A 13023-nucleotide genomic window follows, 5' to 3' on the forward strand; every position below is an offset into this window, starting at 1 on the left:
GGCCAAGCGGCCGACGTTCCGGCGGGCCGGGCCCGCGTCAACTTCGACAGTCCGATGTTAGCCTTCAAATCCGATTTGCGTATTGCAATGCGAGCCTGGCGCGCCGCGTGTGGCGTGCTGGCCGCAGCCGCGGGCATGCTGGCGATGTCCCAGGCCGTGGCCCAGGGCGAGGCCGCGCTGCGGCCCGACACCATGGCCGCCCGGGTCGCCGCCTGTACGGCCTGCCATGGCGAACAGGGCCGCGCCGGCCCCGACGGCTACTATCCGCGCCTGGCGGGCAAGCCGCAGGATTATCTGTACCACCAGTTGCTGAATTTTCGCGATGCCCGGCGCCAGTATCCGCCCATGGCGCATCTGCTCAACGGCCTGCCCGATGCGTATCTGCGCGAGATGGCGGCATACTTCGCCGGCCAGGACGTGCCCTATCCGCCGCCGGCGCGCGTCGAAGCCTCGGCCGCCCTGGTCGAGCGCGGCCGCTTGCTGGTGCGCGAGGGCGACCCGGCCCGCGCGATCCCTTCCTGTGCGTCCTGCCATGGCGCATCGCTGGCCGGCGTCGCGCCGGCCATCCCGGGCCTGCTCGGCCTGCCGCGCGATTACCTCGTGGCGCAGATCGGCAGCTGGCAGAACGGCCTGCGGCGCGCCGCCGAGCCCGACTGCATGGCGCAGGTCTCGCTCAAGCTGACGCCCGAGGATATCGGCGCGGTGTCGGCCTGGCTGGCTGGCCAGCCGGTGGGACATCCGTACACGCCGCAACCGGCCGGCTCGCTGACGCTGCCGCTGGAGTGCGGCAGCCAGGCGGGGCATTGAGGAGGCGGCCATGAAGATCATCAAGCGCGTCCTCGTCGTCGCCATCCTGGCCCTGCTGGCCGCCGTCGCCACCCTGTATTGGCTGGGCACCCGCGACCACGTGCCCGCCGGCCCGCAAGCCGCGCCGGCCACCGGATCGGCCGACGAGCTGGTCGAGCAAGGGCGCTACCTGGCGCGGGCCGGCAATTGCATGGCCTGCCACACCGCGCGCGGCGGACAGGCCTACGCGGGCGGCACGCCCATTCCCACGCCGTTCGGCACCCTGTATGGACCGAACATCACGCCCGACGCCGAAACCGGCATCGGCGGCTGGAGCGCCGACGACTTCTGGCAGGCATTGCACAATGGCAAAGGCCCCGGCGGACGGCTGCTGTACCCGGCCTTTCCGTACACCGAATACACCCGCATGACGCGCGCCGACGCCGATGCGCTGTACGCCTTCCTGCGCACGGTCGAGCCGGTGCGCCAGGCCAGTCGCCCGCACGAGCTGGCGTCGCCGTACGACCAGCGCCTGCTGCTGGCGGCGTGGCGGGCGCTGTATTTCGAGCCGGGCGGGCCGCAGGCCGATCCCGGACAGTCGTTGCAGTGGAATCGCGGGCGCTACCTGACCGAAGGGCTGGGCCACTGCGCGGCCTGCCATACGCCGCGCAACAGCCTGGGGGCCACCCGCGCCGCCGAGGCGCTGGGCGGAGGCATGATCGACGGGCTGGGCTGGTACGCGCCGCCGCTGACCGGCCAGCCGGGCACCGGCCTGGGCGACTGGAGCGCGCAGGACATCGCCGCGCTGCTGACGACCGGCATCGCGCCGCACTCGACCGTGGCCGGCCCCATGGCCGAAGTGGTGCTGGGCAGCACGCAGTATCTCAGCGGCGACGACGCGCTGGCCATCGGCACCTACCTCAAGTCCTTGCCGGCGGCGGCGCCGCCGCCCGCCAGGCGCGGCGCCCCGTCCGCGACGGTGATGGAGCTGGGCGGCAAGCTGTACGGCCAGCATTGCGCGCAGTGCCACCAGGCCGACGGCAAGGGCAGCTTCCCCGCCTGGCCCGCGCTGGCCGGCAACCCGAGCGTCATCGCTGCCGAACCGGCCAACGTGATACGCATGGTGCTCGATGGCGGCTTCGCGCCAGCGACCGCGGCCAACCCGCGCCCGCATGGCATGCCGCCGTTCGCGCAGGCGCTGCCGGACAACGACATCGCCATGCTGGTTTCGTACGTGCGCAACAGCTGGGGCAACCAGGCCGGCGCGGTCACGCCGCTGGACGTGAAACGCACGCGGGAGAGCGGAGCGGGGCGGTAGGGCGGGGCTCGATGCCCTGGGCTGGGTGCCAGTCCCCGCAAGGGGGACAGGCACATGGAGATTTGCGGTGCCTGTCCCCCTTGCGGGGACTGGCACCGTGGTGTTACTTGCTGCTTTGCAGGATCGCCATGGCCTGGCGTTCCATGAATTCGCCCAGCGTGTCGATGCCGCGCAGCTTGAGGATGGTATTGCGTACGGCGGCTTCGACCAGTACGGCGAGATTGCGGCCGGCGGCCACTTGCAGCATGACTTTGCGGATCGGCAGGCCGAGCATGTCCTGGGTGATGTCCTGCAGCGGCAGGCGCTCGAACTTGTCCTGCGCGGTCGCCCGCACCAGGTGCACGATCAGTTTCAGGCGCATCTTGCGGCGCACCGAGGTCTCGCCGAAGATGGTGCGGATATCGAGCAGGCCCAGGCCGCGCACTTCCAGCAGGTTCTGCAGCAGTTGCGGGCAATGGCCCTCGATCACGCCGGGGGCGGTGCGCGAGAGTTCGACCGCGTCGTCGGCCACCAGGCCGTGGCCGCGCGAGATCAGTTCCAGCGCCAGTTCGCTCTTGCCCAGGCCCGATTCGCCGGTGATCAGCACGCCCAGGCCCAGCACGTCGAGGAAGACGCCGTGCACGGTCGTGGTGGGCGCCAGTTTCTTGCCCAGGTAGATGCGCAGCAGGTCGATCAGCTGGGCGGCCGCCACGGGCGTGGACAGCAGCGGTACCTGGTGCTGCGCGCATTGGTCGATCAGGTCTTGCGGCGGCGTCAGGCCGTCTGCCAGCAGGATGGCCGGCACGCCGCCGATCAGCAGCTCGTCCATGTGGTGCATGCGGCGGCGCAGGTCGAAGCGCGTGTAGTACGCCAGTTCTTCCTGGCCGAACACCTGGATGCGGGACGGGTGGATCAGGTTCAGGTGGCCTACCAGGTCGGCGGCGGCCATGCCGTCGTCGGGGATGGCCCGGTCGGCGGCGTCATGGCCGGCGATCCAGCTGAAGGGGATTTTGTCGGCGTTGTCGTCGACCAGTTCCTGGACCGTAAGCATGGCAAGTTTCGCGTGGCGTCAGAGTTGGCCGGTGGTCAGCATGCGGTGCACCGCGGCCGGGTCGGTTTCGCTGGCCAGCGCTTCGCGCAGCGGCTTGTTGGACATGAGCTGAGCCAGTTCGGCCAGGATGTCCAGGTGCTGTTGCGTGGCGGCTTCGGGAACGAGCAGACAGAGCAGCATGGAGACCGGCTGGCCGTCGGGCGCGTCGAAGGGGATGGGCTGGGCCAGGCGGATGAACGCGGCCAGCGCCTGGTCCAGGCCCTTGACCCGGCCATGCGGCACGGCGACGCCCTGGCCCAGCGCTGTCGAGCCCAGCCGCTCACGCGAGAACAGGCTATCGAACACGACCGAGCGGGCCAATCCGTGATGGTTTTCAAAAAGTAGGCCGGCCTGTTCGAACGCCCGTTTCTTGCTCGTGGCGAGCATGTCGAGCACGACATTGCCGGCGGGTAGGATGCGCGACAAGTGATTCATGCGGGTCATTATATGGTTATATGTCGCAGTGCAAAAAATCGTTGCCTTTCCTGCCCTGCCGGGACTGCGCAAGCATAGTCCGAACCGGGCAATTATGGGAGGGCGGACGCATGCATGCAACGCGGCATGACGAAGGCCAATTGAGGGACAGGTGGGGGAGTTTGCTTGCCGATGTCCCGCGGAGTACTTCCTGGGACATCGGTCGCGATAACGGATCCGGTGGTCCGGATCACGATGGGGGCAGGCTCACGCTACGAGCGTTCGCAAGGCGCGGGACTACGGTTGCTGCGCGGCCAGCGCAGCGGCTTGTCGCTTTGCGGACTCGGCGGAGTGGCTCTGAACCTTGTCTTTGTGCTTGATGACCTGACGGTCTATTTTGTCGACCAGTAGATCGATGGCTGCATAGAGGTTCTCGTCGACGGCTTCGCAATGGATATCCTTGCCGCGCAGACGCATGGTGATTTCGGCCTTGTGCCGCAGGGGCTCTACCGAAAGCATGACCTGGGTATCGATAACATGATCGAAATGCCGCAGCACTCGCGCCAGCTTGTTCATGACATATTCCCGGATTGCCGGGGTGACGTCGAGGTGACGACCGCAGATGCTCAGGTTCATAGTCTGCTCTCCTTCCGAAAAGAGAAAAAAGGGTGCGCATGAGCGCGGGTAAATGGGGGGGCGTCCTCCTGTAGGGCAGGTGGATCCGCGTGCGGGATCCTTGAGTACTAGTGTATAGACTCTATTGGCCAATACAAGTTGCGCTAGCGCAAGATCGTGTACGTTTGATGGCGGCCCCAGAGGGGCGCGCGCAGGGCTTAGGGCTTTCCCCGAGAGGACGCGGCGCAGCCCCCGCTTACATGCGGAAATGCTCGCCCAGATAGACGCGGCGCACGGCCGGGTCGCCGACGATCTCGTCGGGGTGCCCATCGGTGAGGACCTTGCCTTCGCTGATGATGTAGGCGCGGTCGCAGATGCCCAGGGTTTCGCGCACGTTGTGGTCGGTGATCAGCACGCCGATGCCGCGGCCCTTCAGGAAGCGCACGATGCGCTGGATCTCGATCACGGCGATCGGGTCGACCCCGGCGAAGGGTTCGTCAAGCAGGATGAAGCGCGGGCTGGTGGCCAGGGCGCGCGCGATCTCGACCCGGCGACGTTCGCCGCCGGACAGCGAAATGGCGGTGTTGGCGCGGATATGGCCGATCTGCAGTTCTTCCAGCAGGGCTTCGAGGTTGTCGCGGATCCTGGCCTCGGGCAGCGGCTTGCCGTTGGGGCCGAGCTGCAGCTCCAGCACGGCGCGGATGTTCTGCTCCACCGTCAGACGGCGGAACACCGAGGCGTCCTGGGGCAGGTACGACAGGCCCATGCGCGCCCGCTTGTGGATGGGCATGGACGTGATGTTCGAGCCGTCGATCTCGATGCGCCCGGAGTCGGCCGGAACCAGGCCGACGATCATGTAGAAGCTGGTGGTCTTGCCCGCGCCGTTGGGCCCGAGCAGGCCCACCACTTCGCCGCTGACCACCGACAGCGAGACATCCTGCACCACGGTGCGGCCGTTGTAGGTCTTGCGCAGCCCGGTGGCGCGCAGGCTGCCGGCGGCGGCGCCGGCAGCGGTGGCGGTGGACAGAGTGGCGTGGGAGTCGGTCATCGTGCAACGTGATAGGAGAGGGAGGCGCGGTTCACTGCGGCTTCTTGGGCGCTTGCTTCTTGGCGCGGCATTCCGCGATCGCGGCGTCGGCCTTGGCGCGCGGCTCGGCCAGCGAGCGTACGCGCCCGCCTGCGGCCGATGAGTTCGGGCCGCCCTGCGCCTGGTAGATGCCGGTCTTCTCGTTGTAGCGCACCCGGTCGCCGCGAATCGTGTCGAACGGTTTGCCGCAGATGTAGCGGGTGACGATGGCCTGGCCGATCAGGTCGAACTGGCTCTTGCTGCTTTCGTATTCGGCGCGCAGGCCCTTGCCCTCGATCAGCTCGAAGGTCTCGGGACGGTCCTGGCGGATGGTGACGATCTTGCCCTTGTCGGCCGTGGCGACCCCGAACTGGTTGCCCGCCGCGTCCTCGTTGACTTCCAGCTTGTCCGAGGTCAGCGTCATCAGCCCGCGCGTGAGGATGACGTTGCCCGTGAAGATGCTCTGGCGCTTGATGTCGTCGTAGTGCAGCGTGTCCGAGAGGATCAGCGTGCTCGGCTCTTCGGCCGGCGCGGCCTGGCCGGATTGCGCCTGCGCCTGCGCAGCGCCGGCAGCGGCCAGCAGCAGGATGCTGCACAACCGCAGCGGGGCAAGGGAAAGCCTCAGGTGGGTCATGGTTTGTTCTGGTTGGAGTTGGCGGGCGTCTCGGTGGATTGCCGCTTGCGCCCCTCGGTTCCTGCAATTTCGACGTCGGCAGCCGCCGACACGCGCAATTGCCGGGTCTTGTTGTTGTAATGCATGCCGGTGCCGTTCATGCGGGAGTTGCCCTTGTTGACCTGGGCGGGCAAGTCGGTGAACACCACGTCGTCGTCGGGCAGCAGGATCAGCTGCTGGCTGCGTACGTCCAGCGTCTCGTTGCGGGCGTCGGGCTGCCGGTGCACGTGCGCGTCGCCGTTCATGACGATGCGCTGGCCGCCCTGTTCCATGATGGCGGTTTTCGATACCCCGATGGTGATCGGGTTGCCGGCCTGTTGGCCGATGGCGCGCGGCGTGGTCACGTGGTAGGAGTCGTCGTCGGGGAAGTGCTCGACATAGACGCCTTCCAGGCGGTTGATCGGGCGGCCCTGGACGTCGGTGCGCAGCATCACGAAATTGCGCGCCCACGAGTCCATCTCGTGCGTCAGCCGGCGCGGCGGATCGACCTGGACGGCGCGTTGCGCATAGTCGGCCGCCCACCACGTGCCGACGACCAGCGCCAGCAGCAGGAACAAGGCGATCAGCGAGGGAAAGCGTTCTTTCATGCCTGATAACGGTTACTGGATGGCGCCAGGCCCGAGCAGGGCCGGCGTGCCCAGGAAGGTGCCCAGGCGGCCCTGGGCGGCAAGCAGCAGGTCGCAGCATTCGCGCACCGCGCCCTGGCCGCCCGGCTGGCTGGATACCCAGTGGGCGGCTTGCGCCACGTAGCCCGGCGCATTGGCGACGCTGGCGGCGAAGCCGGCGCGCTGCATGGCAGGCAGGTCGATGATGTCGTCGCCCATATAGCCGGTCTGGTTGAGTTGGACGCCCACGCGCTGGGCAAGTTCACTCAGGGCGCCGCCCTTGTCGCGCACGCCTTGCAGGACTTCGGCGATGCCCAGCTCGGCGGCGCGCCGGTCGGCGATGGGACCGGAGCGGCCGGTGATCAGGGCGACTTTCAGGCCGCCTTCCATCAGCAGCCGCAGGCCATGGCCGTCCAGCGCATGGAAACGCTTGAACATTTCGCCGTGCTCGCCATAGTACAGGCCGCCATCGGTCAGCACGCCGTCGACGTCGAAAACCATCAGGCGCACCGCGGCGGCGCGTTCGCGCACCGAGGCGGGGATGCGGGCGAGCACCAGGGCTTCGGCGGGGTGCGGCACGGAAACAGGAGAGTTCTTGGTCATACTACTTTGGCTGCCATCAAGTCGTGAGTATGCAGGGCGCCGATCAGCACGCCGGCGGTGTCCACCACCAGCATCTGGTTGAGGCGGCGGTCGTCCATTTGCTGGGCGGCCTCGGCGGCCAGCGCGTCGGGCCCGATGGTACGCGGAGCCCGGGTCATGCCGTCGGCTACCGTCAGGCTGCGGATATCGCCGACGCGCTCGATCAGGCGGCGCAGGTCGCCGTCGGTGAAGATGCCCACGGGCTTGCGCTGTGCGTCGACGACCGCCGTCATGCCCATGCCCTTGGCCGAGATTTCCTCGAGCGCGCGGGGCAGGGGGGCGTCTTCGGCGACGATGGGCAGCGCGGGTCCGTGCCGCATCACGTCGCGCACGTGGGTGAGCAGGCGGCGGCCCAGGGCGCCGCCGGGGTGGGAACGCGCGAAATCCTCGCGGCCGAAGCCGCGCGCCTCCAGGCAGGCGACCGCCAGGGCGTCGCCCAGGGCCAGCGCCGCCGTGGTGCTGGCGGTGGGCGCCAGATTCAGCGGGCAGGCCTCCTGGGACACGCTGGCGTCCAGGTGCACGTCGGCCAGGCGGGCCAGCTCGGATTCGGCGTTGCCGGTAATGGCGATCAGTCCCGCGCCCATGCGGCGCACCACCGGCAGAATGGTCAGCAGCTCCTGTCCGGTGCCGGAATAGGAAATCGCGATCAGGACATCGTCGCGGGTGACCATCCCCAGGTCGCCGTGGATGGCTTCGGCGGCGTGCACGAAAAAGGCCGGCGTGCCGGTGGAGGCCAGGGTGGCGGCCAGCTTGCGGGCAATGTGCCCGGTCTTGCCTATGCCGCTGACCACGACACGGCCGCGGCAGGCCAGCAGCATGCCGACGACCTGCACGAAGCTGTCGTCGAGCCGGGCGGCGAGGTCGGCAATGGCTTGCGCCTCGGTCTGCAGCGTGCGGCGTGCCGAGGCGAGAATGGCCTCGGGCGTGGGGTCGGGATGAGCGCTCATGGAGCGGATTTTAATCGCAGTGCGCCAAGTTGCCGGGTCCGGGCCCCTATGGCATGCTGGCGGCTCCTTTTTGCGCCCTTTTTCTTTTCAGGCAGGTCCGTCGTCATGTCCACCTTTCCCGCGCCGGTTCTCGGCACCCCGCTGTCTCCAACGGCTACCCGCGTCATGTTGCTGGGCGCAGGCGAGCTTGGCAAGGAGGTGGTGATCGCCCTGCAGCGCCTGGGGGTGGAGGTCATCGCGGTCGACCGCTATGCCGACGCGCCGGGCCACCAGGTGGCGCATCGCGCCCACGTGGTCTCCATGACCGATCCGCAGGCGCTGCGGCAGGTCATCGAGCAGGAGCGCCCGCATGTGGTCGTGCCCGAAATCGAGGCCATTGCCACCGACCTGCTGGTCGCGCTGGAGGACGAAGGCGCCGTGCGCGTCACGCCCACCGCCCGCGCCGCCCACCTGACCATGAACCGCGAAGGCATCCGCCGGCTGGCCGCCGAGACCCTGGGCCTGCCCACCTCGCCCTACCGCTTCGTCGATACCGAGCAGGCGCTGCGCGAGGCCATCGACGGCGGCATCGGCTATCCGTGCGTGATCAAGCCGGTCATGTCCTCCTCGGGCAAGGGCCAGTCGATCATCCGCTCGGCCGATGACATCGCCGCCGCGTGGCGCTACGCCCAGGAGGGCGGGCGCGTGGGCGCCGGACGCGTGATCGTCGAGGGTTTCATCGAGTTCGACTACGAGATCACCCTGCTGACGGTGCGCGCCCGCGGCGCCGACGGGCAGATCGTGACGCAGTTCTGCGAGCCCATCGGGCATCGCCAGGTCGATGGCGACTATGTCGAGAGCTGGCAGCCCCATCCCATGTCGCCGGCCGCGCTGCAGCGCTCGCGCGAGATCGCCCTGGCCGTGACCGGCGACCTGGGCGGCCTGGGCATATTCGGGGTGGAGCTGTTCGTGGCCGGCGACCAGGTCTGGTTCTCCGAAGTCAGCCCGCGTCCGCACGACACCGGCATGGTCACCCTGATTTCCCAGGTGCAGAACGAATTCGAGCTGCACGCGCGCGCGCTGCTGGGCCTGCCGGTCGATACGCGCCTGCGCCAGCCGGGCGCAAGCAGCGTCATCTACGGCGGCGTGGAGGCCCGTGGCGTGGCCTTCGAGGGCGTGGCGCAGGCATTGGCCGAGCCCGGCACGGACATCCGCCTGTTCGGCAAGCCCGAGTCTTTCGCCAAGCGCCGCATGGGCGTGGGGCTGGCCGTGGCCGACGACGTCGACCAGGCCCGGGCCAAGGCGGCGCGCGTGTCGCAGGCCGTGCGCGTGCGCGCCGGCGCCTGAACACAGCCAGCGCGGGCAAGCGCCCCCGTCAGGGGGCGTTTTCATTTGCGCGCCGGGTCGGCAAGGCGCCGACGCCTTGTCTTTTTTTTCACGACGTTCGATAATTTCAGGAATTTCTGAAATCAACGTAACAAATATTGTCGTGGCGCTTTCTCCCCAAACCGAACGGTTCGTGCTGCATTTTGGCGAAATGGGTAGCCGCTGGGGCGTGAACCGCACCGTGGGGCAGATCTATGCCCTGCTGTTCCTGTCGCCCAAGGCCCTGCACGCCGACGACATCGCCGAGGCGCTGGGCTTTTCGCGTTCCAACGTCAGCATGGGCCTGAAGGAGCTGCAGTCGTGGCGGCTGGTCAAGCTGATGCACCAGGTCGGCGACCGGCGCGATTATTTCGAGACGCCCAAGGATGTTTGGGAAATTTTCCGCATCCTGATGGAAGAGAAGCGCAAGCGCGAAATCGATCCCACCCTTACGCTGTTGCGCGACACCTTGCTGGAGCGGCCGGCCGACGAGGCGCAAGCCTATGCCCAGCAGCGCATGCACGAGATGCTGGAGCTGATCGAGCTGTCCACGGGATGGTTCGACGAGGTGCAGCGCCTGCCGCCCGAAACGCTGCAAAATCTCATGAAACTCGGTTCAAAAGTGCAGAAAGTGCTGGGTTTTGCCGGCAAGCTGCGCGGCAAGGATTGAATCTGGCTGTTGTTTGTTGAGGATCATCCCTATGAAGTTGCACGTAACGCCCTTATCATGGCCTGCGAGCGAGCCGGGAGGCCATGTCGGCTGTCCGGGCCGGTCTACCGTCTGGGAGCGTCTCCATGATTGACCTCGATGTCGTCAACCTGTCGCGATTCCAGTTTGCCGCGACCGCGCTGTACCACTTCCTGTTCGTTCCCCTCACGCTCGGCCTGTCGTTCATCCTGGCCATCATGGAAAGCGTGTACGTCATGACCGGCCGCCAGATCTGGAAGCGGATGACGATGTTCTGGGGCACGCTGTTCGGCATCAACTTCGCCCTGGGCGTGGCCACCGGCGTGGTCATGGAATTCCAGTTCGGCATGAACTGGTCCTACTACAGCCACTACGTCGGCGATATCTTCGGCGCGCCGCTGGCGCTCGAGGGGCTGATGGCGTTCTTCCTCGAGGCCACCTTCGTCGGCCTGTTCTTCTTCGGCTGGAACCGCCTTTCCAAGGTCGGCCACCTGGTGGTGACCTGGCTGGTGGCGTTCGGCACCAACTTCTCGGCGCTCTGGATCCTGATCGCCAACGGCTGGATGCAGAACCCGGTGGGCGCGATGTTCAATCCGGACACCATGCGCATGGAAATGACCGACTTCGCCGCCGTGCTGCTCAACCCGGTGGCGCAGGCCAAGTTCGTGCATACGGTCAGCGCCGGCTACGTGGCGGGCGCGATGTTCGTGATGTCGATCAGCGCCTGGTACCTGCTCAAGGGCCGCCACATCGACCTGGCCAAGCGTTCGATGGCGGTGGCGGCCAGCTTCGGCCTGGCTTCGGCGCTGTCGGTGGTGGTGCTGGGCGACGAAAGCGGTTATCTCACCACCGAACACCAGAAAATGAAGATCGCGGCCATCGAGGCCATGTGGCATACCGAGCCGGCGCCGGCCTCGTTCAACCTGATCGCCATTCCCAACCAGGAAGAGCGCAGGAACGAGTTCGCGATTTCCATTCCGTACGTCATGGGGCTGATCGGTACGCGTTCGCTGACCACGCCGCTGCTGGGCATCGACGACCTGGTGCGGCGCGCGGAGGTGCGCATCCGCGAGGGCATTACCGCCTACGAGGCGCTGCAGCGCGTTCGCGCCAATCCCAAGGATGTCGACGCGCGCATGCTGTTCGAGCGCACCTGGCCGGATCTGGGCTACGCCCTGCTGGTCAAGCGCTACCAGCCCGACCTGTCCAAGGCCACCGACGAACAGATCGCGCAGGCGGCGCTCGACACGGTGCCGAACGTGGCGCCGCTGTTCTGGGCGTTCCGCGTCATGGTGGCGGTGGGCTTCTACCTGATCCTGTTCTTCGGCGTGGCGTTCTGGCTGGCTTCGCGCGGGCGCCTGGACAGCCGGCCCGGCCTGCTCAAGGTGGCGTTGTGGAGCCTGCCGCTGCCATGGGTGGCGATCGAGAGCGGCTGGTTCGTGGCCGAGTATGGCCGCCAGCCCTGGGTGATCGAGGGCGTGCTGCCGACCTACTATGCGGCATCCGGCCTGACCATCACCGACCTGGCGATCAGCCTGGCCATCTTCCTGGTGCTCTATACGGTGCTGCTGGTGATCGGCGTCAAGGTGATGCTGCATGCCGTCAAGGCCGGGCCGAAAGGCGAGGCGAGCGAGCCGGCCGGCCGGCGCGCCGATCCGGTCCAGGCGGCCGTCGATGCGTATTGATGGGGGAGAACGCACATGGATAGCTTGATTCCTTTCGACTACGCCACCCTGCGCGTGCTCTGGTGGCTGTTGCTGGGCGCGCTGCTGATCGGCTTCGCCGTGATGGACGGTTTCGACCTGGGCGTGGCGGCGCTCCTGCCGCTGGTCGCCAAGACCGATGTCGAGCGGCGCGTGGTGCTCAACGTGGTCGGCCCGGTATGGGAAGGCAACCAGGTCTGGCTGATCACCGCCGGCGGGGCGATCTTCGCGGCCTGGCCGCTGCTGTATGCGGCCTCGTTCTCGGGTTTTTACCTGGCCATGATGCTGGTCCTCATCGCCCTGATCCTGAGGCCGGTGGGCTTCAAGTACCGCAGCAAGATGGAGGGCACGCGCTGGCGCAGCCGCTGGGACGCGGTGCTGTGCTTCTGCGGCGTGGTGGCCGCGCTGGTGTTCGGCGTGGCGATGGGCAATATCATCCTCGGCGTGCCGTTCGGCTTCGACGCGGCGACGCTGCGGCCCGAATACGAAGGCCACTTCTACCAGCTCTTCAAGCCTTTCGCGCTGCTGGCCGGCCTGGTCAGCGTGGCGATGATGGTGATGCATGGCGGCGTGCTGCTGGCCTGGCGCACGCATGACCCGGTGTCCTCGCGGGCGCGCAACTGGGGCCGCCTGGCGGCGCTGGTCACGGCCGCGCTGTTCGTGGCGGGCGGTTTCTGGGTGGCCTATGGCCTGGACGGGCACGTGATCACCAGCGCGGTGGACATGCATGCGCCGTCCAACCCCATGCTCAAGACCGTGGAGTTGCAGGCCGGCGGCTGGATGGCCAACTACGAGAAATGGCCGCTGACCTGGATCGCCCCGGCGCTGGGCGTGGGCGGTGCGCTGCTTGCCTTCGTGCTGCTCAGCGCGCGCGCCAACGTACTCGCATTTCTCGCTTCGTCAGTGTCGATCGCCGGCATCATCCTCACGGTCGGCTTCGCGCTGTTTCCGTTCATCATGCCGTCGTCGAGCCGGCCCGGTGCCGGGCTGACGGTCTGGGACGGGTCGTCCAGCCTGCTGACGCTGTGGATCATGCTGCTGGCGGTGGCGTTCTTCCTGCCGATCATCACGGTCTACACGGCCTGGGTATATCGCGTCATGCGCGGCAAGGTCACCGAAGACTCGGTGGACGGCACGCCCAACTCGTACTGAT

The 13023-nt window shown here is 67.5% G+C and carries 14 protein-coding genes; 6 read left to right on the forward strand and 8 right to left on the reverse strand.

What is annotated here, in order from left to right:
* Positions 1 to 54: 54 nt before the first annotated feature.
* Both EL288_RS02415 and EL288_RS02420 read left to right on the forward strand, forming a co-directional pair.
* Positions 55 to 807, forward strand: coding sequence for a c-type cytochrome (locus EL288_RS02415; RefSeq protein WP_003815182.1), 753 nt, complete (start codon positions 55 to 57; stop codon positions 805 to 807).
* 10 nt (positions 808 to 817) lie between these two features.
* Positions 818 to 2104 (forward strand): cytochrome c, encoded by a 1287-nt coding sequence (locus EL288_RS02420; protein ID WP_003815181.1) that lies wholly within the window; start codon positions 818 to 820, stop codon positions 2102 to 2104.
* A 103-nt stretch (positions 2105 to 2207) separates the two neighbouring features.
* Here the strand turns inward: EL288_RS02420 and hprK are convergent, their stop codons facing one another.
* From hprK to EL288_RS02460, 8 genes are all read right to left on the reverse strand, one after another.
* A complete protein-coding gene (gene hprK, locus EL288_RS02425) occupies positions 2208 to 3134 on the reverse strand; it encodes an HPr(Ser) kinase/phosphatase (protein ID WP_003815180.1) in 927 nt (308 codons plus the stop codon).
* A gap of 18 nt (positions 3135 to 3152) precedes the next feature.
* Complete coding sequence (locus EL288_RS02430; protein ID WP_010929966.1) at positions 3153 to 3608, reverse strand: PTS sugar transporter subunit IIA; 456 nt, start codon at positions 3606 to 3608, stop codon at positions 3153 to 3155.
* A 276-nt stretch (positions 3609 to 3884) separates the two neighbouring features.
* Positions 3885 to 4223 (reverse strand): ribosome hibernation-promoting factor, HPF/YfiA family, encoded by a 339-nt coding sequence (gene hpf / locus EL288_RS02435; protein WP_003815178.1) that lies wholly within the window; start codon positions 4221 to 4223, stop codon positions 3885 to 3887.
* Between the two features lie 235 nt (positions 4224 to 4458).
* A complete protein-coding gene (gene lptB, locus EL288_RS02440; RefSeq protein ID WP_003815177.1) occupies positions 4459 to 5250 on the reverse strand; it encodes an LPS export ABC transporter ATP-binding protein in 792 nt (263 codons plus the stop codon).
* A 31-nt stretch (positions 5251 to 5281) separates the two neighbouring features.
* Positions 5282 to 5902 carry a lipopolysaccharide transport periplasmic protein LptA gene (gene lptA, locus EL288_RS02445; RefSeq protein ID WP_003815175.1) on the reverse strand — a complete coding sequence of 207 codons (621 nt, stop codon included), beginning with the start codon at positions 5900 to 5902 and terminating at the stop codon, positions 5282 to 5284.
* Positions 5899 to 6528 (reverse strand): LPS export ABC transporter periplasmic protein LptC, encoded by a 630-nt coding sequence (gene lptC / locus EL288_RS02450; RefSeq protein ID WP_003815173.1) that lies wholly within the window; start codon positions 6526 to 6528, stop codon positions 5899 to 5901. The genes lptA and lptC overlap by 4 nt, the downstream gene beginning before the upstream one ends.
* A gap of 12 nt (positions 6529 to 6540) precedes the next feature.
* Positions 6541 to 7149 (reverse strand): KdsC family phosphatase, encoded by a 609-nt coding sequence (locus tag EL288_RS02455; protein ID WP_003815172.1) that lies wholly within the window; start codon positions 7147 to 7149, stop codon positions 6541 to 6543.
* Positions 7146 to 8135, reverse strand: a complete 990-nt coding sequence (locus EL288_RS02460) for a KpsF/GutQ family sugar-phosphate isomerase (protein WP_003815171.1) — start codon at positions 8133 to 8135, stop codon at positions 7146 to 7148. The genes EL288_RS02455 and EL288_RS02460 overlap by 4 nt, the downstream gene beginning before the upstream one ends.
* A 105-nt stretch (positions 8136 to 8240) precedes the next feature.
* On the opposite strand from EL288_RS02460, the gene purT reads away from it, so the two are divergent.
* From purT to cydB, 4 genes are all read left to right on the forward strand, one after another.
* Positions 8241 to 9461, forward strand: a complete 1221-nt coding sequence (gene purT, locus EL288_RS02465) for a formate-dependent phosphoribosylglycinamide formyltransferase (protein ID WP_003815170.1) — start codon at positions 8241 to 8243, stop codon at positions 9459 to 9461.
* Positions 9462 to 9603: 142 nt separating this feature from the next.
* Positions 9604 to 10149, forward strand: a complete 546-nt coding sequence (locus tag EL288_RS02470) for a GbsR/MarR family transcriptional regulator (protein ID WP_003815169.1) — start codon at positions 9604 to 9606, stop codon at positions 10147 to 10149.
* A gap of 83 nt (positions 10150 to 10232) precedes the next feature.
* Positions 10233 to 11852 (forward strand): cytochrome ubiquinol oxidase subunit I, encoded by a 1620-nt coding sequence (locus tag EL288_RS02475; RefSeq protein WP_003815168.1) that lies wholly within the window; start codon positions 10233 to 10235, stop codon positions 11850 to 11852.
* Between the two features lie 15 nt (positions 11853 to 11867).
* A complete protein-coding gene (gene cydB, locus EL288_RS02480) occupies positions 11868 to 13022 on the forward strand; it encodes a cytochrome d ubiquinol oxidase subunit II (protein WP_003815166.1) in 1155 nt (384 codons plus the stop codon).
* The last annotated feature ends 1 nt before the right edge of the window (position 13023 follow it).

It is taken from the genome of Bordetella bronchiseptica, from assembly GCF_900636925.1.
GTDB lineage: Bacteria > Pseudomonadota > Gammaproteobacteria > Burkholderiales > Burkholderiaceae_B > Bordetella > Bordetella pertussis.

Coding starts and splice junctions, on each gene's coding strand:
- lptB (WP_003815177.1), bottom strand. CDS start 5,250: ATGACCGACTCCCACGCCACTCTGTCCACCGCCACCGCTGCCGGCGCC.
- EL288_RS02415 (WP_003815182.1), top strand. CDS start 55: ATGTTAGCCTTCAAATCCGATTTGCGTATTGCAATGCGAGCCTGGCGC.
- EL288_RS02420 (WP_003815181.1), top strand. CDS start 818: ATGAAGATCATCAAGCGCGTCCTCGTCGTCGCCATCCTGGCCCTGCTG.
- EL288_RS02430 (WP_010929966.1), bottom strand. CDS start 3,608: ATGAATCACTTGTCGCGCATCCTACCCGCCGGCAATGTCGTGCTCGAC.
- lptA (WP_003815175.1), bottom strand. CDS start 5,902: ATGACCCACCTGAGGCTTTCCCTTGCCCCGCTGCGGTTGTGCAGCATC.
- lptC (WP_003815173.1), bottom strand. CDS start 6,528: ATGAAAGAACGCTTTCCCTCGCTGATCGCCTTGTTCCTGCTGCTGGCG.
- hpf (WP_003815178.1), bottom strand. CDS start 4,223: ATGAACCTGAGCATCTGCGGTCGTCACCTCGACGTCACCCCGGCAATC.
- EL288_RS02455 (WP_003815172.1), bottom strand. CDS start 7,149: ATGACCAAGAACTCTCCTGTTTCCGTGCCGCACCCCGCCGAAGCCCTG.
- cydB (WP_003815166.1), top strand. CDS start 11,868: ATGGATAGCTTGATTCCTTTCGACTACGCCACCCTGCGCGTGCTCTGG.
- purT (WP_003815170.1), top strand. CDS start 8,241: ATGTCCACCTTTCCCGCGCCGGTTCTCGGCACCCCGCTGTCTCCAACG.
- hprK (WP_003815180.1), bottom strand. CDS start 3,134: ATGCTTACGGTCCAGGAACTGGTCGACGACAACGCCGACAAAATCCCC.
- EL288_RS02475 (WP_003815168.1), top strand. CDS start 10,233: ATGTCGGCTGTCCGGGCCGGTCTACCGTCTGGGAGCGTCTCCATGATT.
- EL288_RS02460 (WP_003815171.1), bottom strand. CDS start 8,135: ATGAGCGCTCATCCCGACCCCACGCCCGAGGCCATTCTCGCCTCGGCA.